The 24,941-nt window shown below is 62.6% G+C and carries 22 protein-coding genes, 1 tRNA gene and 1 pseudogene; 11 read left to right on the forward strand and 13 right to left on the reverse strand.

Features of this window, described 5'->3' with window-relative positions:
• Positions 1–183: 183 nt before the first annotated feature.
• Entirely contained in the window at positions 184–1,785 is a 1,602-nt protein-coding gene (locus tag IHQ72_RS00365) for a cisplatin damage response ATP-dependent DNA ligase (protein ID WP_258123681.1), read from the forward strand.
• 88 nt (positions 1,786–1,873) lie between these two features.
• Here IHQ72_RS00365 and IHQ72_RS00370 read toward each other — a convergent pair whose 3' ends face one another.
• Positions 1,874–3,082, reverse strand: a complete 1,209-nt coding sequence (locus tag IHQ72_RS00370; protein WP_258120645.1) for a hypothetical protein — start codon at positions 3,080–3,082, stop codon at positions 1,874–1,876.
• Between the two features lie 339 nt (positions 3,083–3,421).
• Here IHQ72_RS00370 and IHQ72_RS00375 point away from each other — a divergent pair.
• Positions 3,422–3,497 (forward strand) — tRNA-Thr (locus IHQ72_RS00375).
• Between the two features lie 218 nt (positions 3,498–3,715).
• Complete coding sequence (locus IHQ72_RS00380) at positions 3,716–4,237, forward strand: hypothetical protein (protein WP_258120646.1); 522 nt, start codon at positions 3,716–3,718, stop codon at positions 4,235–4,237.
• 84 nt (positions 4,238–4,321) lie between these two features.
• On the opposite strand, the gene IHQ72_RS00385 is transcribed toward IHQ72_RS00380, so the two are convergent.
• Entirely contained in the window at positions 4,322–5,443 is a 1,122-nt protein-coding gene (locus IHQ72_RS00385; protein WP_258120647.1) for a PQQ-dependent sugar dehydrogenase, read from the reverse strand.
• 473 nt (positions 5,444–5,916) lie between these two features.
• On the opposite strand from IHQ72_RS00385, the gene IHQ72_RS00390 reads away from it, so the two are divergent.
• The 3 genes from IHQ72_RS00390 (at position 5,917) to IHQ72_RS00400 (ending at position 7,391) form a co-directional block, all read left to right on the forward strand.
• A complete protein-coding gene (locus IHQ72_RS00390) occupies positions 5,917–6,342 on the forward strand; it encodes a globin family protein (protein WP_258120648.1) in 426 nt (141 codons plus the stop codon).
• Positions 6,343–6,404: 62 nt separating this feature from the next.
• On the forward strand, positions 6,405–6,731 hold the full coding sequence (locus IHQ72_RS00395; protein WP_258120649.1) for a hypothetical protein: 327 nt from the start codon (positions 6,405–6,407) through the stop codon (positions 6,729–6,731).
• Between the two features lie 126 nt (positions 6,732–6,857).
• A complete protein-coding gene (locus IHQ72_RS00400) occupies positions 6,858–7,391 on the forward strand; it encodes a DUF2380 domain-containing protein (RefSeq protein WP_258120650.1) in 534 nt (177 codons plus the stop codon).
• 127 nt (positions 7,392–7,518) lie between these two features.
• Here the strand turns inward: IHQ72_RS00400 and IHQ72_RS00405 are convergent.
• The 6 genes and pseudogenes from IHQ72_RS00405 to IHQ72_RS00430 all read right to left on the reverse strand — a co-directional run.
• Positions 7,519–7,740: pseudogene (locus tag IHQ72_RS00405) on the reverse strand (indolepyruvate oxidoreductase subunit beta family protein); the annotation flags it as partial.
• Between the two features lie 42 nt (positions 7,741–7,782).
• On the reverse strand, positions 7,783–8,613 hold the full coding sequence (locus tag IHQ72_RS00410; RefSeq protein ID WP_258120651.1) for a dipeptide ABC transporter ATP-binding protein: 831 nt from the start codon (positions 8,611–8,613) through the stop codon (positions 7,783–7,785).
• Complete coding sequence (locus tag IHQ72_RS00415) at positions 8,610–9,485, reverse strand: ABC transporter ATP-binding protein (RefSeq protein ID WP_258123682.1); 876 nt, start codon at positions 9,483–9,485, stop codon at positions 8,610–8,612. Before IHQ72_RS00415 ends, IHQ72_RS00410 begins: the two co-directional genes overlap by 4 nt.
• Before the next feature lie 2 nt (positions 9,486–9,487).
• Positions 9,488–10,405: an ABC transporter permease subunit gene (locus IHQ72_RS00420; RefSeq protein WP_258120652.1), complete on the reverse strand. Its 918-nt coding sequence runs from the start codon at positions 10,403–10,405 to the stop codon at positions 9,488–9,490.
• Position 10,406: 1 nt separating this feature from the next.
• A complete protein-coding gene (locus tag IHQ72_RS00425; protein WP_258120653.1) occupies positions 10,407–11,414 on the reverse strand; it encodes an ABC transporter permease subunit in 1,008 nt (335 codons plus the stop codon).
• A gap of 58 nt (positions 11,415–11,472) precedes the next feature.
• Positions 11,473–13,065, reverse strand: a complete 1,593-nt coding sequence (locus IHQ72_RS00430) for an ABC transporter substrate-binding protein (RefSeq protein WP_258120654.1) — start codon at positions 13,063–13,065, stop codon at positions 11,473–11,475.
• Between the two features lie 149 nt (positions 13,066–13,214).
• On the opposite strand from IHQ72_RS00430, the gene IHQ72_RS00435 reads away from it, so the two are divergent.
• From IHQ72_RS00435 to IHQ72_RS00445, 3 genes are all read left to right on the forward strand, one after another.
• Positions 13,215–13,385, forward strand: a complete 171-nt coding sequence (locus tag IHQ72_RS00435; RefSeq protein ID WP_167391431.1) for a hypothetical protein — start codon at positions 13,215–13,217, stop codon at positions 13,383–13,385.
• Between the two features lie 110 nt (positions 13,386–13,495).
• Complete coding sequence (locus IHQ72_RS00440; RefSeq protein WP_258120655.1) at positions 13,496–15,358, forward strand: long-chain fatty acid--CoA ligase; 1,863 nt, start codon at positions 13,496–13,498, stop codon at positions 15,356–15,358.
• Positions 15,359–15,366: 8 nt separating this feature from the next.
• Positions 15,367–16,110, forward strand: coding sequence for a class I SAM-dependent methyltransferase (locus tag IHQ72_RS00445; protein ID WP_374120322.1), 744 nt, complete (start codon positions 15,367–15,369; stop codon positions 16,108–16,110).
• Between the two features lie 4 nt (positions 16,111–16,114).
• Here IHQ72_RS00445 and IHQ72_RS00450 read toward each other — a convergent pair whose 3' ends face one another.
• Positions 16,115–16,837, reverse strand: coding sequence for an HAD family hydrolase (locus IHQ72_RS00450; protein ID WP_258120656.1), 723 nt, complete (start codon positions 16,835–16,837; stop codon positions 16,115–16,117).
• 5 nt (positions 16,838–16,842) lie between these two features.
• A complete protein-coding gene (gene pgi / locus IHQ72_RS00455; protein WP_258120657.1) occupies positions 16,843–18,486 on the reverse strand; it encodes a glucose-6-phosphate isomerase in 1,644 nt (547 codons plus the stop codon).
• Positions 18,487–18,761: 275 nt separating this feature from the next.
• Here pgi and pdxR point away from each other — a divergent pair, with 275 nt between their 5' ends.
• Both pdxR and IHQ72_RS00465 read left to right on the forward strand, forming a co-directional pair.
• Positions 18,762–20,255: a MocR-like pyridoxine biosynthesis transcription factor PdxR gene (gene pdxR / locus IHQ72_RS00460; RefSeq protein ID WP_258120658.1), complete on the forward strand. Its 1,494-nt coding sequence runs from the start codon at positions 18,762–18,764 to the stop codon at positions 20,253–20,255.
• A 286-nt stretch (positions 20,256–20,541) separates the two neighbouring features.
• Positions 20,542–22,131, forward strand: coding sequence for a trimethylamine methyltransferase family protein (locus tag IHQ72_RS00465; protein ID WP_258120659.1), 1,590 nt, complete (start codon positions 20,542–20,544; stop codon positions 22,129–22,131).
• Between the two features lie 21 nt (positions 22,132–22,152).
• Here the strand turns inward: IHQ72_RS00465 and IHQ72_RS00470 are convergent, their stop codons facing one another.
• Genes IHQ72_RS00470 through IHQ72_RS00480 form a run of 3 tightly spaced genes read right to left on the reverse strand, consistent with a single transcriptional unit; the run spans position 22,153 to position 24,782 of the window.
• Positions 22,153–22,551 (reverse strand): hypothetical protein, encoded by a 399-nt coding sequence (locus IHQ72_RS00470; protein ID WP_258123684.1) that lies wholly within the window; start codon positions 22,549–22,551, stop codon positions 22,153–22,155.
• Between the two features lie 51 nt (positions 22,552–22,602).
• Entirely contained in the window at positions 22,603–23,967 is a 1,365-nt protein-coding gene (gene chrA, locus IHQ72_RS00475) for a chromate efflux transporter (RefSeq protein WP_258120660.1), read from the reverse strand.
• Positions 23,964–24,782: a chromate resistance protein ChrB domain-containing protein gene (locus IHQ72_RS00480; RefSeq protein ID WP_258120661.1), complete on the reverse strand. Its 819-nt coding sequence runs from the start codon at positions 24,780–24,782 to the stop codon at positions 23,964–23,966. Before IHQ72_RS00480 ends, chrA begins: the two co-directional genes overlap by 4 nt.
• Between the last annotated feature and the right edge of the window lie 159 nt (positions 24,783–24,941).

The following is a 24,941-nucleotide window of genomic DNA, read 5'->3' on the forward strand; positions in this document are numbered from 1 at the left end:
GCCTGCCGGCCATCTCCCCCACTTGGGGGGAGATCGGATGTCGCGCCGGCTTTCGCCAATCACTGACGTTGCAGGACGGGCGGCAAGAACGAAACTGCCAATCTCCCCCCTCGTGGGGGAGATGTCCGGCAGGACAGAGGGGGGCGCGACAGAACGCGACGCTCGCCCATGGTTCTCACAGTCATGAACCGCTTCGCCGAACTCCTCGATCGCCTCGTCCTGACGCCGTCGCGCAACGGCAAGCTGACGCTGCTGACCGATTATTTCCGCAGCGTCGAGGATCCGGATCGCGGCCTGGCGCTGGCCGCCATCACCGGCGACCTGACCATCGCGGCGGTCAAGCCGGCGATGCTGCGCATGCTGGTCATGGAACGCATGGACCCGGTGCTGTTCGGCTATTCCTACGACTATGTCGGCGATCTGGCGGAGACCGTGTCGCTGGTCTGGCCGCAATCGCCTGCGGATATCGCCAACCATGAGCCGACGCTCGCCGATGTCGTCACAAAGCTGCAGGCGGCGAGCCGTTCCGACGGGCCGACGGTGCTGGCCAGACTGCTCGACAGCGCCAGCATCTCAGCGCGCTTCGCCATCATAAAGCTGGTCACCGGCGGCCTGCGCATCGGCGTCTCGGCGCGGCTGGCCAAGCAGGCGCTGGCCGATCTCGGCAAGGTCGACGTCGCCGAGATCGAAGAACTCTGGCATGGGCTGACGCCGCCCTATGCCGAGCTCTTCGCCTGGCTGGAAGGCAAGGCAGAAAAACCCAAAAAGACAGCGCTGGCGCTGTTCCGGCCGGTGATGCTATCGAACCCGATCGGTGACGGCGACCTCGAAAAGCTCGACCCGGCCGACTATGCCGCCGAGTGGAAATGGGACGGCATCCGCGTCCAGGCCGTATCGGAAGGCGGCATTCGCCGGCTCTATTCGCGCACCGGCGACGACGTCTCCGGGGCTTTTCCGGACCTCGCAGAGGCGATGAATTTTTCCGCCACCCTCGACGGCGAGCTTCTGGTCGGCGATCCCTTGCAGGCGACCGGCACGTTCTCGGACCTGCAGCAGCGGCTGAATCGCAAGAGCGTGACACCGAAGATCCAGCAGCAATACCCGGCCTTCATGCGCTGCTACGACGTGCTTCAGATCGGCGACGAGGACTTGCGCGCGCGCTCTTTCCGCGAGCGGCGCGGCCGCCTCGAAGCCTTCGTGCAGACGTTCGATCCGAGCCGCTTCGATCTGTCTCCCCTGGTCGAATTCACCGACTGGCAGGCGCTGGAGGAATTGCGCCGCAAGCCGCTGCATCCGGTCGTTGAAGGCGTAATGCTGAAGCGCTGGGATTCGCCGTATCTCACCGGCCGGCCCAAAGGGCCATGGTTCAAATGGAAGCGCGATCCGCACACTGTCGACGCTGTGCTGATGTATGCCCAGCGGGGCCACGGCAAGCGTTCGAGTTTCTATTCCGATTACACGTTCGGCGTCTGGTCCGGCCCGGAAGGATCGGAGGAACTGGTGCCGGTGGGGAAAGCCTATTTCGGCTTCACCGACGAGGAACTGAGGCAGATCGACAAATATGTCCGCGACAATACGATCGAGCGCTTTGGCCCGGTCCGCTCGGTACGGACCGACCGCAAGAACGGTCTCGTGCTGGAGGTGGCGTTCGAAGGGCTCAACCGCTCGACACGGCACAAATCCGGCGTCGCCATGCGCTTTCCGCGCATTTCACGGCTGCGCTGGGACAAGCCGGCGGCCGAAGCCGATCGCATCGAGACGCTGCAGGCGCTGCTCGACAGTTAGATTTTGTTTTGAGCATCGGATTTTCCCAAAACCGGTTTTCACCCTCGGGTTGGGTTAAGCCCGTGGGCATGCTTTTGAGTCCGATGCTCTACGGAACAATCGAGACGCGGATCTCGTAGATGTCGACCGACTTGCCCTGTTTGTCAAAGTCGGAATTGATGGCGATGGTGCCGGCAGCACCCGGACGCTTGTCGGGAAACGGCACGTCGAACAGATATTCGTTGCGCTCGTGGCCGACCGCGTAGCGCTTGCGGCCGCAGTCGCCGAGTTCGCCGAAGTTGCAGTCGACGGAGATCTGCGTCTCCTTGCCCTCCTCGGAGCGGGCGATGATGTCGAATGTGGCGTGCTTGCCGGCGAGTTTTTCCAGCACGCCTTGCCCGACGTCGAAGCTGATCGCCGAACCGGAGGCGCCCGACCGGATGCGCAGGAAGGAACCGCTGTCGTCCTGCATGACTTCGGCCTTGGCATCCGAAGGTGCACTGACAAGCGTCGGGTCGCTCGGTGAAAACACATTGATCCAGTCGCGCTCCGCATCGCCGGGGTCCAGCGGCGAGGCGGTGTCGCTTGGCGGTGTGAAATCATCGTCTTCCACCGTCGGTACCGTTTGCGGCGGGGCCGTGTCGAGTTCGGCCGCCGACTTGAAGACGCCGGTCTGCGCAGCGAAATAGAGGCCGATGCCGACAGCTGCGAGCAGCGTCACGCCGAGGAAGATCGCGGTGAGAGGCAGGCGGCGGCCCCTCACCCGCCTGTCGTCGCGGTCGGGCATCACCTCTGCGTCGTCGTCTCCGGTCGATGGGGGGGGCGACAAGTCGATCTCCGGCGCACCGGGAAAACCCGCTTCGGGCATGATATCGGGAACGACCGGCAAGACGCGCGAGCGCGGCGCGTCGGAAGCAGGGGGCGCGCCGGATGCAGGAGGCTTCACCGGACCGTCGACAACGACGTCAGGTGGGGAGGCGGGTTCGGCGTCGGCTCCGGCATCCGGTTCGACTTCGACATCGGCTTCGGCTTCGACGGCGCTGTCAGCCGGCTGCTCCACCGCCGGTGCTGCAGCGTCATCATCGGTCTGTGGGCCGACGCCGGGAACCGCCGGCAGGAATTCGGATTCGATTTCGGTTATCTTGGCCTGCACCGCCTTGCGGCGCTTGATGGCGACTTCCACCGTCACGCCCGGGTTGGCCTGCAGGGCACGGTCGAGTGCGGCGAAGGCCGATCGATAGACCCGCTCGCGAAACGCGCGGTCTTCGGCATTGCCTTTCTCGAAGGCATTCCGGATCGCTTTTTCGATCGCGTCCAAACGGGACCCCTCTGCACGTACGGTCACATTGTCATGATCGTTAGCCGTAGGCGATCAATCAATCAACGGGCCAGCGGCCGCATTCTTCCTTCGCGACGCATCCAAAGCTCATTTCGGCGGTTTTCGGTAAAGAAATCAACATTTTTCGCCGATTTCCCGATGCAGCGCCAACGCGATGTCGCGCAACCTGCCGGCGAGTCATCGCGCCACCGCATGGCGGACCGGCGGCTGCCGCTTATAGGCCCGGCACGGGCCCCACACGAAATGCCAAGTCCCATCTTGAATTTGTGGCGGGTTGCGTCTATCACCCAGCGCATCTTGGAAGCCCTGGCTTCCCGGGCCGCTTTAGCTCAGTTGGTAGAGCACATCATTCGTAATGATGGGGTCAGGTGTTCGAGTCACCTAAGCGGCACCAAAAAAATCCCTTCAGATAGATCAAGACATTACCTAACCATCGCCAAGCGAGACGGCTCCAGTCTTTTGGAAAAGGTAGCAAATAGGTACCAGTCCTAGGGTGCGGTAGCACGGCATGGGCCGCGCCGCTGTCATTCTGATAGGTCGCGACGCCGATTCCGTTGGCAGCGTTAATGGCAGCGTCGAGATATTCTGGTGCAGACGTAGGAGAATCCTTCGGTGATGTCTTTTTTGTCGGTTTTGCAGCGTAATATTGTGGCCTCCACCGGAGTGGGGCGCTGTGCGCCTAATTTTTCCTGGAAACTGGATTCCACGCATATGCGGCCAAAGAGAGTAGGTTTCTATGCATGGCTTCTTCTTTTTGGCGTATGTCTCTCGATCCAAGCCTGTGGCAGCGGACGTAGCGGGCAGTCTGTCTCCAGTCAGGATTCGGCTTGCACTGGCGAAGAAGTAGTTGGCGCGATACAGGGTAATGGCGGTAAATTCATATTTAGCATTTCCGAGCTAAAGGCATTCCTTTCAAAGTATAAAGTTTGCGAATTTCGTAAAAATTTGGATGTGCCTATTTTTACTAGAAAAAATATTGAATTTACATTGCCTTACGATGTAAAAATAAAAACTAAATCTGAGGGAGGCAATCTTTCTGGTTGTGTAGAACGTAGATTAGATGCATTTCCACCAGACAGGTATATCGTTTGTTTCGGGCAAGGTCATGATGGCTGGAGAAAAGTAGAAGGATAAGAGCTATTCGATCAGCGTTGGTACGTTCTCCCTACCAGGGAACTGGTCATTTGACATTGGGGTTGAGAGCAGAACAGCATGCTATCACTGCGACGCTGCCGGCGACAGTCGCAATATTCTTCCCGCTGGCTCGTCGGTCAACGCCATTACCGCGCCGTCGGGGGCCTGCACCACGTCTCGGATACGACTGCCGAGAGCGAGGACTTCCTCGCCGGCGACCTGCTTTCCGTCAATCCTGACACGAACGATGCCTTCCGCCGACAGTCCGCCAATCAGCAGGTCGCCTCGCCAATCGGCAAACATGTCGCCGTTGTAGAAGGTCATGCCGGAAGGCGAGATGACGGGCGTCCAGCTATGGATGGAGCCGGCAAACTCCGGCCTCGTCGACGGATCGGGGATGCGTTCGCCCGAATAGTGGCGGCCCCAGCTGACCACGGGCCAGCCGTAATTCTTGCCCGCTTCCGGAATGTTCAGCTCGTCGCCGCCGAGCGGCCCCATCTCCGCCGTCCAGAGCACTCCGGTTTCGGGATGGAGCGCAGCACTTTGCACATTACGATGGCCGTAGGACCAAATCTCGTCGGCGCCGTCCTTGCCGACGAAAGGATTGTCGTCAGGCACCGAACCATCGGGATTGATGCGGACGATTGTCCCGAGATGATTGTTCGGGTCCTGCGCCTGCCGCATCTTGAAGCGCTCGCCGAGCGTGACGAAGAGCTTGCCGTCCGGCGCGAATACCAGGCGGGAGCCGTAGTGGTTCCGGCCGGAGACGGCCGGTTCCTGCCGGAAGATCACATCGAAGTTCGAGAGCGCGCTGCCGTTCTCGTCTAGGCGTCCACGGCCGACGGACGTGGCCGCGCCGCCGCCGCGTTCCTCCGAGTAGGAGAGATAAACCGTCCGGTTGTTGGCAAAGTCCGGGTCGAGCGCCACATCCAGCAGGCCGCCTTGTCCGCCGGCGAGGACGTCCGGCACACCGTCGATCGGATCGGAAACGGCACCGTCGGTCGAGACGAGCCGCAGGCGCCCCGGACGCTCGGTGACCAGCAACGCGCCGTCGGGCAGGTAGGTCGCGCCCCAGGGATGTTCGAGCCCTTCGGCAAAGGTCTCGACCGCAATGCGGCCTGTTTCGCTCTCGACGCTGCTGTCCTGCGCGAGCGAGGGCGCACCGAAGGCAAGAAGAAAAGACGAAGCAATGAGTATCCGCAGCATGATTTCTCCATCCGAAGGGAGGTATAGGGAGGAGCCGCCGGCTCCCCGATATAATGACCGACTGCCGATGCGGTTCCAAGCCGGCGCGCGCGCCTGGATTTTCAGCTGTGACTTATCACGAGACGAGCCCGGCGCATGTGACCATCCCTCAGGGACGCCAGAGGCCATGGTAGAGTTGCCCTCCCATCGCCAACCGGACGGCGTCATCGGCCCCGGATGACGCAGCGGGCCGCGGTGCCGACGGCGCAATTCGCAGATGAAGCACAGGGTGGCGACGCCGGCGAAACCGTCGGTGCGGATACAGCGGCCATGGTTGATGCGGCTCCGCAAAAACTAATCTGAAAACAATTGAGCGCGAATGAAAACCAATTGAGACACAACTGAAACACATCCACGCGCAGGCGACATCTGCGCGAAACGCTTTGGGGGGATTGTCGAGCCTCACCCAAGACAGGAACGCAGGAGAGTCGCCGATGACACCCGACCAGATCAGACTTGTCCAGGACAGTTTTCACGAGGTCGTCGCGATCCGCGTGGCCGCCGCCGCGCTGTTTTACGAACGCCTGTTCGCGATCGATGCGGATCTTCGCGCGCTGTTTCCGGTGAGAGACATGACCAAGCAAGGCGCCAAGCTGATGGCGAGCCTGGGCTTCGTCGTGCACGGATTGGACCGAGCCGACACCATCCTTCCGACGGTGCGCGTGCTCGCCAGGCGTCACGTGACCTACGGCGTTGAGGAGCGTCATTACCCGATCGTCGGGCAAGCGCTCATCGAGACGCTGGCGGCCGGCCTCGGCACGGCATTTACGCCGGCCGTCCGCGAAGCTTGGGAGGCGGCCTACGGATTGCTCGCCAGTGTGATGATCGCGGCTGCCCGTGAGGATCAGCTCGCAGCGTGATTTTTGGGATGCAGCCAGGCGACCATCCACCCGAACGACAATTCCAAATGGAGAGAAACACCATGTTCAGATACACAGCTCTTGCAGCGCTTTGCCTCGTGGCAAGTTCCGCTTCCGCCGGCGAACTCACGGCCCGTCAGGGTGGGACCGTCGATCTCGGCAACTTTCACGGCGTCGTCTACTACACGGAGGCGGACGACGGCTACCGGGTGGTCACCACAATGGCGGCAGGCGAAGAAAGTTTGCCGGTACGCTTCGTTGCGACGCTCACCGAGGGCCAGGCGATGGTGATCTCGGTCCCGGGCGCGTTGGCAGGACCCGGCCAGGCACTCGAAATCTCGCGCGCCAAAGGCAAGCTCGTTGTTGCGACGGTGGAGTCCACCCAGTAAACGGGTTGAAAGTTGACGTTGCGACGCAACCGGATAGTCTGCGCCTGCTTCCGCGCCTTCCACAGCGCGAAGAGACAATCGGCACCGCCATTGGGATGGCTATCGTCCTAACCTCGGAGAAACGAGATGCTCAAGGTGCAAAGTGCGGACGTTCGATTTCGACTTTTTGAGTGTGGACAGTTTTTCTTGATCCTGATGGGCGCTGGTCTACTTGCGCCGGCCGCTTTTGCCGATGTCGTCGAGACGACGACCCTCGCCGTCGCGGATTTCGAGTTCAGGGATACGTCAGGCGAAGTCAGGGACCAGACCGCCGAGCACGAAGCGCGACTGAAGGCATTTGGGGTAGCGTTGCAGGATGGCCTTTCGGAGAAGATCAAGCTCGTCGCGTTACCCTGTCAGGCAGAACAGTGCACCATCAAGGACCCCGGCCTTGTCGATCTTTCGAAACAGGCAAGAACAGCCAGCGCGAAATATCTCCTGATCGGTCAGATGCACAAGATGAGCACGCTGGTCGGCTGGGTGAAGTTTGCAGTGCTGGATTTGAGCAACAACAAACCTGTCTGCGATCGATACCTGACTTACCGGGGAGATACCGACGAAGCATGGCGACGAGCAGCAGAGTTCACGGCGCGTGACGTCGAGAAGCACTGCATTCCGTAGGTATCGCGGAAAGTCCGGCGACCGAAATGGGTCGCCGACAGCAACGCAATGCAATAGCTTCGGTGATCAGACCGGCAGGAATGCGATGCCGTCGCGTGTTCGAGTCACGCAAGCGGCACCAATATTTTCAGCGATCGGCTGGAGTAGCCGGGCCATCGCCCAGCGACGCCACGGTCTTCAGCGCGCCTTCGAGCATGTCGCCCTTCTCGTCCTTCAACGCGGCTTCGCGCAGGCGCCGGATCCAGTCGGCGGCGTCATCGCGGTCCTTGAGCAAATCGAGCGCCGACAGCACGCGATCTAACTTCGGCTGGGCGCGGGCGTGGGTGTCGCTGTAGCCCTTGATCAGCCGGCCCCTGAACCTCAGCATGGCCTGGGAGCCGCGGTTGCGGCGTCAGGCGGCCTTCTTCTTCGCCAGCCTCGCCTTGATGCTGGCGACGTCGGCGCGCGGCGTCGCGGCGAACAGTGTCTTGGTGTAGCTGTGCTTGGGGTCGGCAAAGACCTCGTCGCGTGAGCCGTATTCGACGGCCTCGCCGTAATACATGACCATCACGTCGTCGGCGATGTAGCGCACCACCGAAAGGTCGTGGCTGATGAAGACATAGGTCAGCTCGAACTCGTCCTGCAGGTCGGCAAGCAGGTTGAGCACCTGCGCCTGCACCGACAGATCGAGCGCCGAGACCGGCTCGTCGAGCACCAAAAGGCTCGGATTGAGCATCAGCGCGCGGGCAATGGCGATGCGCTGGCGCTGGCCGCCCGAGAACATGTGCGGGTAACGGTTGTAATGCTCGGGTCCGAGGCCGACCTTTTTCAGCATCTTCATGGCGAGATCGCGCCGCTCGTCGGCCGGCCTGTCGGTGTTGATGAGCAGCGGCTCGCCCAGCACGTCGCCGATCTTCTGGCGCGGATTGAGCGAACCATATGGGTTCTGGAAGACGATCTGCACCTTGCGGCGCATCTCCTTCGACAGCCCATCCTTGGCGATGTCGACCTTGTTACCGTCGATGAAGAGCTCGCCTGCTGTCGCGGGATCAATCAGGGTGATGATGCGGGCGAGCGTTGACTTGCCGCAGCCGCTTTCGCCGACGATGGCGAGCGTCTTGCCCTTGTCGACACTGAAGGAAACGCCCTTGACCGCGTGCACCGTGCGCGAGGGACGAAACAGGCCGCCACCGACATGATAGTCGCGCACGATGTTCTTGCCTTCGAGAACCGTCACACTCATGACGCGGCTCCCGTTGCAGGCCCGCTTCCCGCAGCAGAGGGGGCCGGTTCGAACAGCATGTCGGAAATGGTCGGCAGCCGGTCGCCGACGGCGTTTTCCGGCAGCGCCGACAGCAGCGCGCGCGTGTAGTTGCTCTTCGGCTGCTCGAACAGCGACAGCACGTCGGCCTCCTCCATCTTGCGGCCCTTGTACTGGACGATGACGCGGTCGGCGGTCTCGGCCACGACGCCCATATTGTGGGTGATCATGATCAGCCCCATGCCGTATTTGGCCTGCAGGCCAACCAAAAGGTCAAGGATCTGCTTCTGGATGGTGACGTCGAGCGCGGTGGTCGGCTCGTCGGCGATCAGCAGCTTCGGATTGCAGGCAATGGCGATGGCGATCATGACGCGCTGGCACTGGCCGCCCGACATCTGGTGCGGGAACGAGTTCAGCCGCTCTTCCGGATCGGCGATGCCGACCAGCTTCATCAGCTCGATGGCGCGGGCCCGGCGCTGGGCGCGGTCCATGCCCATATGGAAGCGCAGCACCTCCTCGATCTGGAAGCCGGCGGTGAAGCATGGATTGAGACTGGCGATCGGCTCCTGGAAGATCATCGAGATTTCCTTGCCGACGATCTTGCGGCGCTCGGACGGACTGAGCTCAAGCAGGTCGACACCGTCGAAGGCCATGCGGTCGGCCTTCACTGTCGCCGTGTTCGGCAAAAGCCCCATCACCGCCAGCATCGCCACCGATTTGCCGGAGCCGGATTCGCCGACGATCGCCAGCACCTCGCGCGGCTCGATCGACAGGTCGATGCCTTGCACGGCCATGAACGGTCCGGCGGCGGTATCGAAGGACACGGTGAGGTTCTTGATCTCGAGAAGAGGCATGGTCACGACCTCTTCAGCTTGGGGTCGAAGGCATCGCGCAGGCCATCGCCGATCAGGTTGATGGCAAGCACCGTGATCAGGATGGCAAGGCCGGGGAAGGTCACCACCCATGGCGCGCGCAGGATGAACTCGCGTGCCGTGGCCAGCATCGTGCCCCATTCCGGCGTCGGCGGCTGCGCACCGACGCCAAGGAAGCCGAGAGCCGCGGCCTCGAGAATGGCGTTGGAGAAGGACAGCGTCGCCTGCACGATCAGCGGTGCCATGCAGTTTGGCAAGATCGTCTTCACCATCAGCCTAAGATGACTGGCACCGGCCACCTTGGCGGAGATCACATATTCGCGGTTCTTTTCGGCCATCACCGCGGCACGGGTGAGCCGCGCGAAATGCGGCTGCAGCACCAGTGCAATCGCTAGCATGGCGTTGAACAGGCCGGGTCCGAGGATCGCCACCAGAACCAAGGCAAGGAGCAGCGACGGGAAGGCCAGGATGACGTCCATGATGCGCATGATCAGCGTATCGACCCAGCCTCGGAAATAGCCGGCGAGCACGCCGAGGATGATGCCGCTGGTCAGCGAGAAAACGACGACGACCAGACCGATGAACAGCGAGAACCGCGCCCCGAAAATCAGCCGCGAAAGCATGTCGCGGCCAACGGCGTCGGTGCCGAGCAGGAACATCGACCTGCCGCCCTCCTGCCAGGCCGGGGGCGTCAGCAGCGCATCGCGAAACTGTTCGTCAGGCGAATGCGGCGCGACCAGCGGCGCGAAAATCGCCACCAGCACCAGGGCCGTGAACACGACCAGGCCGATGACGGCGCCTGTGTTCATCGAGTAGTAATGCCAGAACTCGGTGAAGGCGCGTTGCCGGCCGCCAGTCGGAATGGCGGCGGCGGTGGCTTCTGCCGTGGTTTGGTCGGTCATCTCACTGCACCCGGATACGTGGGTTGATGACGGCGTAGAGCACGTCGACGATCAGGTTCACCGCCATGACGATCAGCGCGATGATCAGCAAGCCGCTCTGGACGACAACATAGTCGCGCTTGGCGATCGCGTCGATCATCCACTTGCCGATACCGGGCCAGGAAAAGATCGTTTCGGTCAGGATGGCGCCCGCCATCAGCGTGCCGACCTGGAGGCCGATGGTGGTAACGACGGGGATCAGCGCATTGCGAAAAGCGTGAAGCCCGATGACACGGCGCGGCGCCAGGCCCTTGGCGCGGGCGGTGCGGACGTAGTCCTCGCCCAGCACCTCCAGCATCGCCGACCGCGTCTGGCGCGCTATGACGGCAAGCGGAATCGTCGCCAGCACGATCGCGGGCAGGACCAGATGACTGGCGGCGGACCTGAAAGCGCCGCTCTTGCCGGAGATCAGGCTGTCGATCAGCATGAACCCCGTCGTCGGCTTGAAGAAATACTGAAGGCCGATGCGGCCGGAAACCGGCGTCCAGCCGAGATAGCCGGAGAAGAAGATGATGAGCAGCAGCCCCCACCAGAAGATCGGCATCGAATAGCCGGTCAGCGCCACACCCATCGTCGCCTGGTCAAACCATGATCCACGCTTGACCGCGGCGAAGATGCCGGCGGGAATGCCGATGAGTACGGCGATGATCAGCGCGATCGTTGCCAGTTCCAGCGTGGCCGGAAACAGCGCCTGGAATTCACCGAGCACAGGCCGCTTGGTAGCGATCGATATGCCGAAGTCGCCGGTCAGGACCCTGCCGATATACTCGAGATACTGGACGACATAAGGCCGGTTGTAGCCAAACCGCTCGACAAGTTCGGCGTAGCGTTCGGGGCTGACGCCGCGCTCGCCGGCCAGGGCCATGATCGGGTCGCCCGGCAGAAGCCGGACGAAAGCGAACGCCGCCAGCGATATGCCGAACACGGTCGGGATGATCAAGGCGAGCTTGTGGAGGAGATAGCGGAGCATCTTACTTCATAGAACGGCGGCGCCGGAAGTCCAGCGCCGCCGTCCAATTTCTCAGGAGTTATTCGGTGACGTCGACGCCGTCAAACCGATGAATGCCGAGCGGATCCATGACGAAGCCCGAAACCTTCTTGTTCATCGGCATGAAGACCTTGGAATGGGCGATGGTCAGCCACGGGGCCTCACGCTTGAACACGACCTGAGCTTCCTCGTAGATCTTGGTGCGCTCGGCGACGTCGGTGGTCGCCTTGCCCTTCTGCAGCAGAGCTTCGAACTCCTGGTTGCACCAGATCGCATAGTTGGACTGGCCGATGGCATCGCAGCCAAGCAGGAACAGGAAGTTGTCCGGATCGCCATTGTCGCCGGTCCAGCCGAGCTGGAAGGCGCCGTCACGATCCTTCTGCTTGCCGCGTTCGCGGTACTCGGTCCATTCGTAGCTGACGATCTCGGCCTTCACGCCGATCTTGGCATAGTCGGCCTGGATCAGTTCCGCGACCCTTTTGGCGTTCGGATTGTACGGGCGGCTGACCGGCATTGCCCAGATCTTCATCGACAGGTCCGTGACGCCGGCGTCGGCCAGCATCTTTTTGGCCGCGTCCGGATCGTACGGATCGTCCTTGATGTCCTTGTTGTAGGACCACATCGTCGGTGGGATCGGGTTTATGGCCGCCTGGCCAGCGCCCTGATAGACCGCATCGAGAATGGCCTGCTTGTTGACGGCCATGTTGAGGGCCTTGCGGACCTCGACCTTATCGAAGGGCGCCTGCGTCGTGTTGTAGGCCATGTAGCCGATGTTCAGGCCTTCCTGCTCGTCGACCTTGAGGTTTGGGTCAGCCTGCAGGCCGGCGATGTCGGCCGGCGCCGGGTACGACATGATATCGCACTCGCCTGCCTTCAGCTTCTGCGCGCGCACGGCCGGATCGGTCGTGATGGCGAAGATCAGATCGTCGATCTTCTGGCGGCCGCCATAGTAGCCGTCCCATGCCGCATAGCGGATGACCGCATCGACCTGGTAGTCGACGAACTGGAACGGACCGGTGCCGATCGGCTTCTGGGTGAATTGCTGCCTGGTGCCGGCCTTGTCGAGCTGATCGGCATATTCCTTGGAGACGATCGAAGCGAAATCCATGCCGAGGTCCGGCAGGAAAGCGACTTCAGGCTTGTTCAGCACGAATTTCACCGTCAGGTCGTCGACCTTGACGATTTCCTTGAGAAGATCCGGGAAGCCCATGCCGGCAAAATATTCCCAGCCGGTGCCTGCCAGATAGTCGAACCACGGGTTTTCCTTCTTCCACTGGCGTTCGAAGGAGAAGATCACGTCGTCGGCGTTGAGATCGCGCGTCGGCGTGAAGTAGTCCGTGGTCTGGAACTTCACACCCGGCCGAAGCTTGAACGTGTATTCGAGACCGTCGTCGGAAACCGTCCAGCTCTCGGCGAGGCCAGGCGTGATGGTGGTCTTGCCGTGTTCGAACTCGACCAGGCGCGAATAGATGGTGCGCGACGACGCGTCGAAGTCGTTGCCACCGCTCCACGGCGATGGGTCGAAGCCGGCCGGCGACGCCTCCGAGCAGTAGACCAGCTGTTTCGCATTGGCCATGCCGCCGAGGACGCTTGCGGCCAGCAACGCGGCCGCAAAAGTCAGTTTCTTTTTCATGGAGTACTCCCTGATGTTCTTCCAAGCCCCTCTATCAGGCTCGCGAAGCGCGCATATAAGCACCGTTTTTCCGGCTTTGGAACACCCCGTTTGCCTACCCCATGGGAACCAGAATTTATTTCTGCGCACTCGCCAAAAAGGAGAAGGAAATGTCAATTACTGCCTATCACGGTATTGTTAACGACTGCATTTTTTTATTGATCTTCAACCCGGCGTTGGTGAGGAACTGCGACCTTCGGCTGGTCGTTGGCGCGGAAGATTTTCTTCCCGTCTTGCCGCAGGGGCAGACTTGCACGGCTGCCGATAGTCGCAATACATAGTTGGCATGCTGGTTTTCCTGGGTGCCCGGCAGCAGCGGAGGACGTCTCTGGCATTCGGAGGCAACGCGGCGGGCAAGCAGAGACAATAAGAACAACCGAGGGAGGGACAGGTGGCAAAAACACCAAGGACAACGGCCCCAGCGAAAGCGAAGGCCAAAACTGCCGCAAAACCGGCCAGCTCCGACAAGCCAAAGGCGCCGACGGCCAACGCCGTTGCCAAGCCGAAAGCGGCCCCGACAACGGCTTCATCGGCGTCGAAGCCGGGCCCGGCCAGGAGATTGCCGAAAGCGGTTGGCGCCGGATCGCTGGAAAAGCCTTGGCTCAAGAGCTACCCGAAGGTCGTTCCTGCCGAGATCGGCGCTCTGCCCTTCGGCTCCATCGGCGATCTGCTCGCCGACGCCTGCAAGCAGTATGCCAGCCGGCCTGCCTTCACCTGCATGGGCAAGACCATCACCTATGCGGAAGTCGAGCGGCAATCGGCCGCCTTCGGCGCCTATCTGCAATCGATGGGACTGCAGAAAGGCGCGCGCGTGGCGCTGATGATGCCGAACGTGCTTCAATATCCGGTGGCGATGATGGCAGTGCTGCGCGCCGGCTATGTCGTGGTCAACGTCAACCCGCTCTACACGCCGCGCGAGCTGGAACATCAGCTCAGGGATTCCGGTGCGCAAGCCATCGTCATTCTCGAGAATTTCGCCAACACCTTGCAGGCGGTGATCGCCAAAACGGCAGTCAAGCATGTCGTGGTCGCGACGATGGGCGACATGCTTGGCGGCCTAAAGGGGACGATCGTCAATCTCGTCGTGCGCCGCGTGAAGAAGATGGTGCCGGCCTGGTCGCTGCCGGGCCATGTCAAGTTCAACGCCGCGTTGAAAGCAGGCACCGGCATGAATTTCAAGCCGGTGAAGGTCGCTGCCGACGATGTCGCCTTCCTGCAATATACCGGCGGCACCACCGGCATCTCGAAGGGCGCGGTACTGCTGCACAGCAACGTGCTGGCCAACGTCGCGCAGAACGCGCTGTGGATCGAGGACGCCTTCACGGTCAAGCCGAAGCCGGCGCATCTCAACTTCATCTGCGCGCTGCCGCTCTATCATATCTTCGCCCTGACGGTGAACGCACTGATGGGCATGCAACTGGGTGGCCAGAACATACTCATTCCCAATCCGCGCGACATTCCCGGCTTCGTCAAGCAACTCGGCAAAAGCCCGATCCACATCTTTCCAGGCCTCAACACGCTGTTCAACGCGCTGCTCAACAATGAGGATTTCCGCAAGCTCGACTTCAAGCCGCTGATCCTGACGCTGGGTGGCGGCATGGCGGTGCAGAGGGGTGTCGCCGAACGCTGGAAGGCGTTGACCGGCTGCCCAGTCACCGAGGGCTACGGGCTTTCGGAAACCTCGCCGGTGGCCACCGCCAACACATTCAGCAATGGCAACTTCACCGGGACGATCGGCCTGCCGCTGCCCTCGACCGAGATCGCCATCCGCGACGACGACGGCAATGATTTGGCGCCCGGCGAAGTCGGCGAGATCTGCATCCGCGGACCGCAGGTGATGGCCGGTTACTGGAACCGGCCGGACGAGACTGCCAAGGTGATGACCAAGGATGGTTTCTTCAAGTCGGGCGACATGGGCTTCATGGACGAACGCGGCTACACCAAGATCGTCGACCGCAAGAAGGACATGATCCTTGTGTCCGGCTTCAACGTCTATCCGAACGAACTCGAGGAAGTGGTGGCCCTGCATCCGGGCGTGCTCGAAGTGGCGGCGATCGGCGTGCCGGACGAGCATTCAGGCGAAGTACCGAAGCTGTTCGTCGTCAAGAAGGACCCGTTGCTGACCGCTGAGGTGCTGACCGTCTATTGCCGCGAGAACCTGACCGGCTACAAGCGGCCAAAATACATCGAGTTTCGGACCGAACTGCCGAAGACGCCGGTGGGCAAGATCCTGCGGCGGGCGTTACGGGGATAGGGATAATTTTGCGCGATTGCCTTACTGCCGACGACGCGGCGGACGCGCTTTCCCGTCCCGATCCGCTGACATTCATCAAGGCGAACATGCGTATCGCCCCTGTTCCCGAGCTTCCCGAAATCCGGCTTTATGCAGCCCATCCAGCGAGCGGTTTGTGGCGGCTCACGCATCAAGAAGGACAAGCAGCCGAGCCGGAAGAAGAAGGAACCGAAGCCGACGAGTACGGACCCGAGCCGCAGCCACCTTACTGGGCCTATGCCTGGGCCGGCGGCGCGGTGCTTGCCCGCTACATTCTCGATCGGCCGGAGACCGTGGCCGGGCTTCGCGTGCTCGACCTCGGCGCCGGGTCGGGCCTCGTCGGCATCGCCGCGGCAAAGGCCGGAGCCAGCCAAGTGATCGCGTCCGAGATCGACCGTAACGGCGTCGCCGCGCTCGCTCTCAATGCGGCGGCAAACGGTGTTACGATCACGGTGGTCGGCGAGGACATCACCGCTGCTCCGCCGCCGCCGGTGGATGTCGTGGTGGCCGGCGACTTGTTTTACAGGCAAGATCTCGCCGACCGGGTCATCCCCTTCCTCGATCGCTGCCTGGCCGCCGGCATCAATGTGCTGATCGGCGATCCGGGCCGGGCCTACCTGCCCCGCTCGCGGCTTCGCCTGCTGGCCGAATACCAGGTGCCGGATGTCGGCGAGGCAAAAGATGCGGCAACGAAGCTGAGCGGCGTCTTCTCGTTCGAGCGGGAGCAGCCCTGAGAGTTCAGGTCATCTCCTTGACTCTTGCCGAAAGAAAGTCGGGCAGGTCGGCAACCGAATCCAGAATGACGTCGGCGATCTGCGACAGCGATTCCCGCGTGCCGGTGCCGGAGAGCACGCCGATCGCCAGACCGCAGCCGCCGGCCCGCGCCATCTCCAGATCGTGGCGATTGTCGCCGACCATGGCGATCGCGGCCGGCCTCAGCCCGGTCAGGTCCGAGAAGGCGAGGATCGTATCGGGCGCCGGTTTCGGATTGGCCACCGCGTCGTAACCATAGGCGGCGTCGAACAGCTGCGCGACACCCAGCGTCAGCAATGTCTTTTCCGCGCCAGTGGTCGAATCGTTGGTGGCGACGCCGAGCCGGTAGGATTTCCTGTGAAGAACGCCAAGCGTCTCGACGATGCCCGGCAGCGCCACCGCCATCGACGAGCCCTGCACCGACGTGATCTCGTTGAAGCGAGCGACGGCAAGCATCTGGTCTTCGTCGGACAGTCGCGGAAACCAAAGCTCGACGACATCCATGTTGGTGCCGGAGGCAAAGATGGAATCGGGCTTGAAGCGTTTGGTGGCGAAATCGTAGCCCGCCGCGGCAAGCAGCCTGTCGGCCTTCCAGCGGTCGCCCTCCGACGCATCCATCGCCATGAAATCGGCAACGCCGAGCCATGTCGCATTGAAGTCGACAAGCGTGCCGTCCTTGTCGAACAATATTCCCTTGATCTCGGCCAAGCCGCTTACTCCGATCCGCGCAATCGGTGGATGTGTCCCACCAGTCCGGCGGTCGAAGCGTCCCGCTTTGCGGCATTCTCCTTGCCCTCCACGACAGGCAGCAGGCCGGTCGCCAGTTCCTTGCCGAGCTCGACGCCCCACTGGTCGAAGGAATTGATGTTGAAGAGCGTGCCTTCGACGAAGACGCGGTGCTCATAGAGCGCGATCAGCCGTCCGAACGTATGCGGATCGAGTTGTCTGTAGAGGATCGTCACTGAGGGCCGGTTGCCGGAGAAGACGCGGTGCGGGGCGATCCTGTCGACTTCGGCGGGCGCCATGCCCTTTGCCAGCATCTGCGCGCGCGCTTCCTCCAGCGTGCGGCCCTTCATGAAGGCCTCCGACTGCGCCAGGCAGTTGGCGAGCAGCAGATCGTGGTGATGCTTGAGATCCGGCTCATGGCCGATGGCCGCGGCGAGGAATTCGACTGGAATGAAATCGGTGCCCTGGTGGAGCAGCTGGAAGAAGGCGTGCTGGCCATTGGTGCCGGGCTCGCCCCAGACCAGCGGGCCGGTCGGCGTGGTCACAGTGCCGCCGTCTAGGGTTACGCTCTTCCCGTTCGATTCCATGTCGAGCTGCTGCAGATAGGCCGGCAGCCTGGACAGGCGCTGATCATAGGGAATGACGGCGCGGGCGGGGTATTGGCAGATCACCCGATGCCACCAGCCGATCAGTCCCATCAGCGCCGGCAGGTTCCTGGCCAGCGGCGCCGTCTGGAAATGTTCGTCCATCGCGTGCGCACCATCGAGAAAGGCGCGAAAATTCTTCGGGCCGACGGCGATCATCACCGGCAGGCCGATCGCGCCCCACACCGAATAGCGTCCGCCAACCCAGTCCCAGAAGCCGAAGACGCGATCGGACGCGATGCCGAATTTGGCCACCAGGTCCAGCGCCGTCGAGACGGCGGCGAAATGCTTGCCGACCGCTTCCTTGCCCAGCGCCTTCTGCACCCATTCGCGCGCCGTCTCGGCATTGGTCATCGTCTCGATGGTGGTGAAGGTCTTCGAGGCGACGATGAACAGCGTGGTTTCGGCGGAAAGGCCCTTCAGCGTGTCGTGGATATGGGCGCCGTCGATGTTGGACACGTAATGCGTGCGCGGCCCGTCGTGATAGGGCGCCAGCGCCAGCGTCGCCATGGCCGGGCCAAGGTCGGACCCGCCGATGCCGATGTTGACGATGTCGGTGATCTTCTTGCCGGTGGCGCCGGCGGCCTTGCCGGAGCGCACCGCATCAGCGAAGGCGCCCATCGCATCGAGGACGGCGACAACCTCCGCCTTCACGTCCTGGCCGTCGAGCACGATGCCCTTGCCGTTCAGGTTGCGCAGGGCGGTGTGCAGCACGGCGCGGCCTTCGGTGACGTTGATCCTCCTGCCCGAGAACATCGCGGCGCGCCGGCCTTCGAGATCGGCGGCTCCCGCCAGTTGCTCCAGCAGATCCATCGTCTGCGCATCGACCGCGCATTTCGACCAGTCGAGCAGCAGGTCGCCGTCGGTGGCGGAGAATTTTTCGAAGCGCTGCGGATCAGCAGCGAAAGCCTCGCGCATGCTGCCCGATTTTGCCGCACGGTGATCGCGCAGGGCGTCGAGTTGTTTTTGAAAGGACGATTGATCCACTGCCTCACTCCGAGCCTTGAGATGCCAACATAACAGACCGGATGTTTCCGGCGCGTGTCGTCGCGTCCAAACTATCTAGCCGAAATCCACTGGTTTCAATGCGCAGCGATGACGCACTGCGTCAGGCAGGCGATGACGCGTTGCGTCACGCTGGGGAAGGATCACTGGCGTAAATCCCAGCGATCAGAAAAATTGATTGGCGCAACGCCTTGTGCCACCGGTACATTCGACTGGTCCAGCCAAGTGAAAAGGGCGGGCCATCGAGGAACATTCCCATGCCACAGCGAAACGACACGGCCATATGGTCCGGCCTGTTCCGGATTTCGGCGGAATCCGGCCAGACCCTGCAGGCGCAGATCCGTCAAGCGATCGTCGCCGCTATCCTCGACCGGCAAATCGCCGCCTCGATGCCGCTTCCGTCCTGCCGCATTCTGGCCGAGAAACTCGGTGTGGCGCGCGGCACCGTGGTGCTGGCCTTCCAGCAGCTGGTCGACCAGGGTTTCCTGGTGGCGCGCGAACGGCGCGGCCATTTCGTCAATCCGGACGTGCTGGCGACGCCGGCCAAACCGCATCAGAAGGCGCCCGACCAAGCCAATGAGATCGACTGGAAGGCGCGCCGGCAGATCGCGGCCAGCGACATGCCGCCGCCGGCCAAGCACGACAACTGGATCAAGTCGTCCTACCCCTTCGTCTATGGCCAGTTCGATCCGGCACTGTTCCCGACCGCCGAGTGGCGCGAGTGCAATCGCATGGCGCTCGCCGTGCTCGAGATCCGCAACTGGGCGTCCGACATGGTCGACCGCGACGATCCGCTCTTGATCGAGCAGATCCAGGCGCGACTGTTGCCGCGGCGCGGCATCTTCGCCAATCCCGATGAGATCATCGTCACGCTCGGCGCGCAGAACGCGCTCTACATGCTGGCGACGCTGCTGATGACCAAGGGCTCCAAGGTGGCCATGGAGGACCCCGGCTATCCCGACGCACGCTCGATCTTCCGGCTGGCGGGCGCCGACGTCACACCGGTCCCGGTCGACCATTCCGGCATCGTAACCGCTTCTATTCCCAATGATTCCGGCTTCGTCTTCGTGACGCCCAGCCACCATTGCCCGACCATGGTGCCGCTGTCGGCGGAGCGCCGGCAGGATTTGCTGGCGCGCGCGAATCGCCACAACCAGATCATCATCGAGGACGGCTATGACAGCCAGCTTCTGGACGAGGCGCCGCAGCAGGCGCTGAAGAGCCTCGACCGTTCCGGCCGCGTCATCTATGTCGGCTCGATGTCGAAGACGCTGGCTCCGGGTCTGCGGCTCGGCTACATCGTCGCCTCGGCCGGGCTGATCTCCGAGCTTCGGGCGCTGCGCCGCTTCATGCTGCGTCATCCGCCGGCCAACAACCAGCGCGCGGTCGCGCTGTTCCTGTCGCTTGGCCATCACGAGGCGCTGGTGCGGCGGCTGTCGAGCGCCTTCGACGAACGGCGCAAGCGTCTGATCCATGCGATTTCCGCCTTCCTGCCTGAGTGGCGCTCGACCGATTCCGCCGGCGGCGCGTCGCTCTGGCTCGAAGGGCCGCGCGGCATCGATTCGCGCGGGCTAGCCGAGGCCGCCGCCTCGCGCAGCGTCATCATCGAGCCCGGCGACCGCTTCTTCGACCGCACCGAAAAGCCGTCACGCTTCATGCGGCTGGGCATCTCCTCGATCGCGCTGCAGCACATCGAGCCCGGCATCCGAGAACTGGCGACGGCGGCCGGGCGCAGACCGGCGGCGGCTTGATGCCTCGTCCGGGCCGAGACCGGCCACCGTTCTTTAGCGCTCTGGCATATGCGACGGGACCGTCTGGCTCATAGGCTGTGCCAATGCCGACGGCATAGTTCGCAGCATAGCGCATGACCCCGGAAACCAGTCTTCGGTTTCCGGAAAGGATCATGCGCAAGCAAGAAAGTCTTAGAGCGTCCTTTGCGCGTCCAAGTGGACGCGCGGCGCTCTAACGGGGACGAAGCGGGCCGATGGTGGACCAACCACCGCCGCCCGCTTCGCAGCTAAAGGTGGAGTACCTCCCATGTCAGTGGCTGTTGAGAAGCCGGATACGCCCTCGGACCAACGTTCGCGGCGTTCCGGCGGGCGCGAAGCGCGTCGCGCCATGCGGGCGGCGCCACTTGCCGACGATATCAAGCCGGTGCGCGCCGGCCTCGAAGGCGGAAGCTACGGGCCGCTCAGCGAAAACGACCGCGAGCGCATTCACGAAGCGGTGCTGACGCTGCTTGAAACGGTCGGCTTCGCCAATGCCATCCCATCCTGCATCGAGGTGCTGACCGAGGCCGGCGCCACCCTCAGCGAGGACGGCCGCATCCGTTTTCCGCGCGCGCTCGTCCTCGGCACCATCAAGAAGGCCGCACGCCACTTCACCCTGCATGGCCAGGATCCCAAGCACGACATGCTGATCCAGGGTAAGCGCGTGCATTACGGCACGGCGGGCGCCGCGGTGCATCTGGTCGACGTCGAGAAGCGCGAGTATCGCGAGTCGCTGCTGCAGGACATCTATGACGCGGCCCGCATCGTCGAAGGGCTCGACAACATCCATTTCTTCCAGCGGCCGATGGTGCCGCGCGACATTCCCGATCCGCTCGATATGGATTTCAACACGCTTTACGCCTGCGTGATGGGCACGTCGAAGCATGTCGGCACTTCCTTCACGGTACGCGAGAACGTCAAGCCGGCGCTCGACATGCTCTATGCGATTGCCGGCGGCGAAGAGAATTTTCGCGCGCGGCCTTTCGTCTCCAATTCGAACTGTTTTGTCGTACCGCCGATGAAATTCGCCGAGGATGCCTGCGGCGTGCTCGAGGCCTGCGTCGAAGGCGGCATTCCGATCCTATTGCTGTCGGCCGGCCAGGCAGGCGCCACGGCGCCGGCGGCGATTGCCGGTGCGGTGGTGCAAGCAGTGGCCGAGGTGCTCGCCGGCCTCGTCTATGTCAACGCCATCAAACCCGGCCATCCGGCGATCTTCGGCACCTGGCCGTTCGTCTCGGACCTCAGGACCGGCGCCATGTCCGGCGGCTCGGCCGAGCAAGCGGTGCTGACCGCTGCCTGCGCCCAGATGGCGCAATTCTACGACTTGCCGGGCGGTTCGGCCGCCGGCATGACGGATTCGAAACTGCCTGATATTCAGTCCGGTTACGAAAAGGGTATCACTGACGTGATGGCGGGCCTTGCCGGCCTCAACCTCGTCTACGAATCGGCCGGCATGCACGCCTCGCTGCTCGGCTTCTGCCTGGAAAGCCTGATCATCGACAATGACATGCTCGGCCATTGCCTGCGCTGCGTGCGCGGCATCGAGGTTACCGATGAGTCGCTGTCGATAGACACCATCGCCGACGTCTGCCTGAAGGGGCCGGGTCACTATCTCGGCAACGAGCAGACGCTGCGGCTGATGCAGACGGAATATTTCTATCCGGCGGTCGGCGACCGCTTTTCGCCGAAGGAGTGGAACGAGAAAGGCAGGCCCGACATCTTGCAGCGGGCGATCATCGAGAAGAAACGCATCCTCGCCGAGCGCTTCCCGCGCCATGTCCCGAAGCTGGTCGACGACAAGTTGCGCGCCCGCTTCGGCAATCTTATCCATCTGCCGCGCAGCGGCATGGGCGGCTGAGAACGCTTCTCGTTAAAACGGTCAGTCGGCCCTCAACCCGTAGCGCTCGACGACCTCGCCACTGATCAGCTTGGCATGCAGCGTCATCAGTATGATTTGCGCATCGAAGCTGTCTTCGGCCTCAAGTGCCGCCTCGATCCGGCGCTCCGCATTCAGCCTATGTTGAAGGCCGTTGAATTGCTCGAATGCTTCCGGTCCGGCAATACAATAGCCAAGCAGCTGCGCCACCGGTGGATAGGCTTGTGGTGGCGGCTCGTCAGACCAGTGGTCCTTCATCAGATTGACGATGGTGAGCTTTGCTCCCTCCGGCACAAGGGCGGGATGAAGGTCGACGCCGCGTAACGCGGCGTCGAGTTGCCTGAGGTCGCCTGAGCGACCGAACATTCCGAGGAAGCCTAAGGAAGAGCGTCGCGCCATGATCTTCCTATCCGAATGCCCGACCTACAATGAATCGACGGCCGCACGCAGCCGCTATCCGGTCGCTGCCAGCAACACAACCCCAGCGAGGGCAGATCCCGCAAGCGTCGGCAGCATGCCGATCTTCAGCTTCAGAATGGCGATCATGGCAGCACAGGACAGCAGCGCCGCACCCCAATCGATCGATGAAAACACCGGCACGTCCATGCCAAGACCGATGTTGCGCACTTCGCCGAAGATGACGTGCAAGCCGAACCACAGAGCGAGATTCATGATGACGCCGACGACGGCGGCAGTGATCGCGGTCAGCGCCGCCGACAGCGCCTTGTTGCCGCGAAGGGATTCGATATAGGGCGCGCCGAGGAATATCCAGAAGAAGCAAGGGGTGAACGTGGCCCACAGCGTGAGCATCGCGCCAAGCGATCCGGCGAGCAGCGGGCTCAACGATCCGGATTGGCGGAACGCGGCAAGAAAGCCGACGAACTGCAGGACGAGAATGAGCGGACCCGGCGTGGTTTCAGCAAGCCCGAGGCCATCGACCATTTCACCGGGTGCGAGCCAGCCGAAGGACTCGACCGCTGCCTGCGCGACATAGGCAAGGACCGCGTAAGCGCCGCCGAAGGTGACGACCGCCATCACGCTGAAGAACCCACCAATCTCAGTCCACACACTGGCGGATCCGGTGAACGCCCAGATCAGAAGCACGGGGCCGAGCCAGATCGGCAGCCAGATCGCAATGATGCGCGGCGCATGCCATCGCGTCGGCCTGGTGTGGGCCAGTTCGCCGCGCTCGAACATCAGGTCGACCGCGCCCTTGATGTCGGGAACCGCGTCTTTGCCGTGTGCCGCACCGGAAAAAAGGGCCGGCGCAACACGGTTTCCAATCCAGCCCGTCACGCCGGCAAGCAGGATGATGAGCGGAAACGGCACGTTCAATGCGTAGATGGCGATGAAGGCGGCGAGCGCGATCGAAACCATGACCCGATTCTTCAAGGCACGTCGTCCGATCCGGATCATCGCCTCGATCACGATGGCGAGCACGGCCGCTTTCACCCCGAAAAACAGCGCCTCGACGAGGGGAGCGTCGCCATACAGCGCATAGAGGATGCTCAAGGTGAGCATCACAAGCGCGCCCGGCGCGACGAACAGGATACCGGCGACCAGGCCACCGATCGTCCGGTGCAGCAGCCAGCCGATATAGATGGCGAGTTGCTGGGCTTCGGGGCCCGGCAGCAGCATGCAGTAGTTCAACGCATGCAGGAAACGTTGCTCGCCGATCCAACGCCGTTCCTCGACCAATTCCTTGTGCATGAGCGCGATCTGCCCGGCCGGCCCGCCGAAGCTGAGCAGGCCGATTTTCGCCCAGAGCTTTACGCCTTCGCGGAAGGTTGGCGCAGCCGGCGCTTCCGGGGCGCTCATGATGGCTTGCTCGCGCTTGGCCAGTTGTGCGTCTCCTCGGTGGCGTCGCGGCACCATCGGAAAAACGCATCGTAGAGCAGCATGCCTGCCTCCAGCTGTTCCAGATCGTCGCGAAACATCCGCGACAGGCCAAGCGAGGCGGCCAGGAAGCCGGCTGCCTGGGGAACCAGATCGAGGCTTGCGGTGTCGGCTGCGCGCACGATCACGGCGAGGCGGTCGAGCGCCTCGGATTCGAGCCCGAACTCTTCGATCATCGTGTCGAAGGTGCAGCGTTCGCCCCGGTGAGTCCAGAACACATTGTCGATGTCGAAAGGCACGGCCTGAAAGCGATCCGCAGTGGCCGACACTTCGGCCGCCTCGACAAAGAGGAAGACCGCGCTCGGATCGATGAAGCGCCTGATCAGCCAGGGGCAGGCGATGCGATCGACCTTCGGGCGGGTCCGCGTCACCCACACGGTGCGGCCTTTTTCATCGCGGGGCGGTATCTTGCCGGCGTGAACCAGAAGCCCCTTGGCATCGCGCCAGGCTTCGAACCCGCCTTCGAGGGATTCGGCACTGATGCCCTCGTGCCGCAGCCATGCGGCCACACCTTGCGAGAGCTTTTGTCCTCTTTGGCAAACGACCGCCACTCGGCTGCCGGCGAATTCGGATGCCCAGGTCGAGACGGTTTTGAAATCACGCCGGCTTGAGGCCGGCAGCAGGCGCGGATCGGCGTTGTAGTCCTCTTCGATGCGAACATCGATGATCGCGGGCGCACCCGGCAGACCAATCAGACGGGAAAGTTGCGATACGGTGATAGCGGTTGTCGACGGCATGGCGTCCACCTCCTTGAGAGAGAAGCTTGGACGCGAACGTTGGGCTGACGCCTCACGGGGTCGTCGCGATGCACCCCTTGCCATGATCGTGGATTTGTCGCGCCCGCTTGTCAAGCGTCATGCCTGGAGCAAAGGATGCTCTGGCTCCGGCGGCCGGCT

Source organism: Mesorhizobium onobrychidis (assembly GCF_024707545.1).
GTDB classification, from domain to species: domain Bacteria; phylum Pseudomonadota; class Alphaproteobacteria; order Rhizobiales; family Rhizobiaceae; genus Mesorhizobium; species Mesorhizobium onobrychidis.

What these genes read in the sequence shown, in the direction of transcription:
- IHQ72_RS00365 (WP_258123681.1), top strand. Translation starts at nt 184, where the DNA reads ATGAACCGCTTCGCCGAACTCCTCGATCGCCTCGTCCTGACGCCGTCG.
- IHQ72_RS00385 (WP_258120647.1), bottom strand. Translation starts at nt 5,443, where the DNA reads ATGCTGCGGATACTCATTGCTTCGTCTTTTCTTCTTGCCTTCGGTGCG.
- IHQ72_RS00390 (WP_258120648.1), top strand. Translation starts at nt 5,917, where the DNA reads ATGACACCCGACCAGATCAGACTTGTCCAGGACAGTTTTCACGAGGTC.
- IHQ72_RS00395 (WP_258120649.1), top strand. Translation starts at nt 6,405, where the DNA reads ATGTTCAGATACACAGCTCTTGCAGCGCTTTGCCTCGTGGCAAGTTCC.
- IHQ72_RS00400 (WP_258120650.1), top strand. Translation starts at nt 6,858, where the DNA reads ATGCTCAAGGTGCAAAGTGCGGACGTTCGATTTCGACTTTTTGAGTGT.
- IHQ72_RS00410 (WP_258120651.1), bottom strand. Translation starts at nt 8,613, where the DNA reads ATGAGTGTGACGGTTCTCGAAGGCAAGAACATCGTGCGCGACTATCAT.
- IHQ72_RS00415 (WP_258123682.1), bottom strand. Translation starts at nt 9,485, where the DNA reads ATGCCTCTTCTCGAGATCAAGAACCTCACCGTGTCCTTCGATACCGCC.
- IHQ72_RS00420 (WP_258120652.1), bottom strand. Translation starts at nt 10,405, where the DNA reads ATGACCGACCAAACCACGGCAGAAGCCACCGCCGCCGCCATTCCGACT.
- IHQ72_RS00425 (WP_258120653.1), bottom strand. Translation starts at nt 11,414, where the DNA reads ATGCTCCGCTATCTCCTCCACAAGCTCGCCTTGATCATCCCGACCGTG.
- IHQ72_RS00430 (WP_258120654.1), bottom strand. Translation starts at nt 13,065, where the DNA reads ATGAAAAAGAAACTGACTTTTGCGGCCGCGTTGCTGGCCGCAAGCGTC.
- IHQ72_RS00435 (WP_167391431.1), top strand. Translation starts at nt 13,215, where the DNA reads ATGTCAATTACTGCCTATCACGGTATTGTTAACGACTGCATTTTTTTA.
- pdxR (WP_258120658.1), top strand. Translation starts at nt 18,762, where the DNA reads ATGCCACAGCGAAACGACACGGCCATATGGTCCGGCCTGTTCCGGATT.
- IHQ72_RS00465 (WP_258120659.1), top strand. Translation starts at nt 20,542, where the DNA reads ATGTCAGTGGCTGTTGAGAAGCCGGATACGCCCTCGGACCAACGTTCG.
- chrA (WP_258120660.1), bottom strand. Translation starts at nt 23,967, where the DNA reads ATGAGCGCCCCGGAAGCGCCGGCTGCGCCAACCTTCCGCGAAGGCGTA.
- IHQ72_RS00480 (WP_258120661.1), bottom strand. Translation starts at nt 24,782, where the DNA reads ATGCCGTCGACAACCGCTATCACCGTATCGCAACTTTCCCGTCTGATT.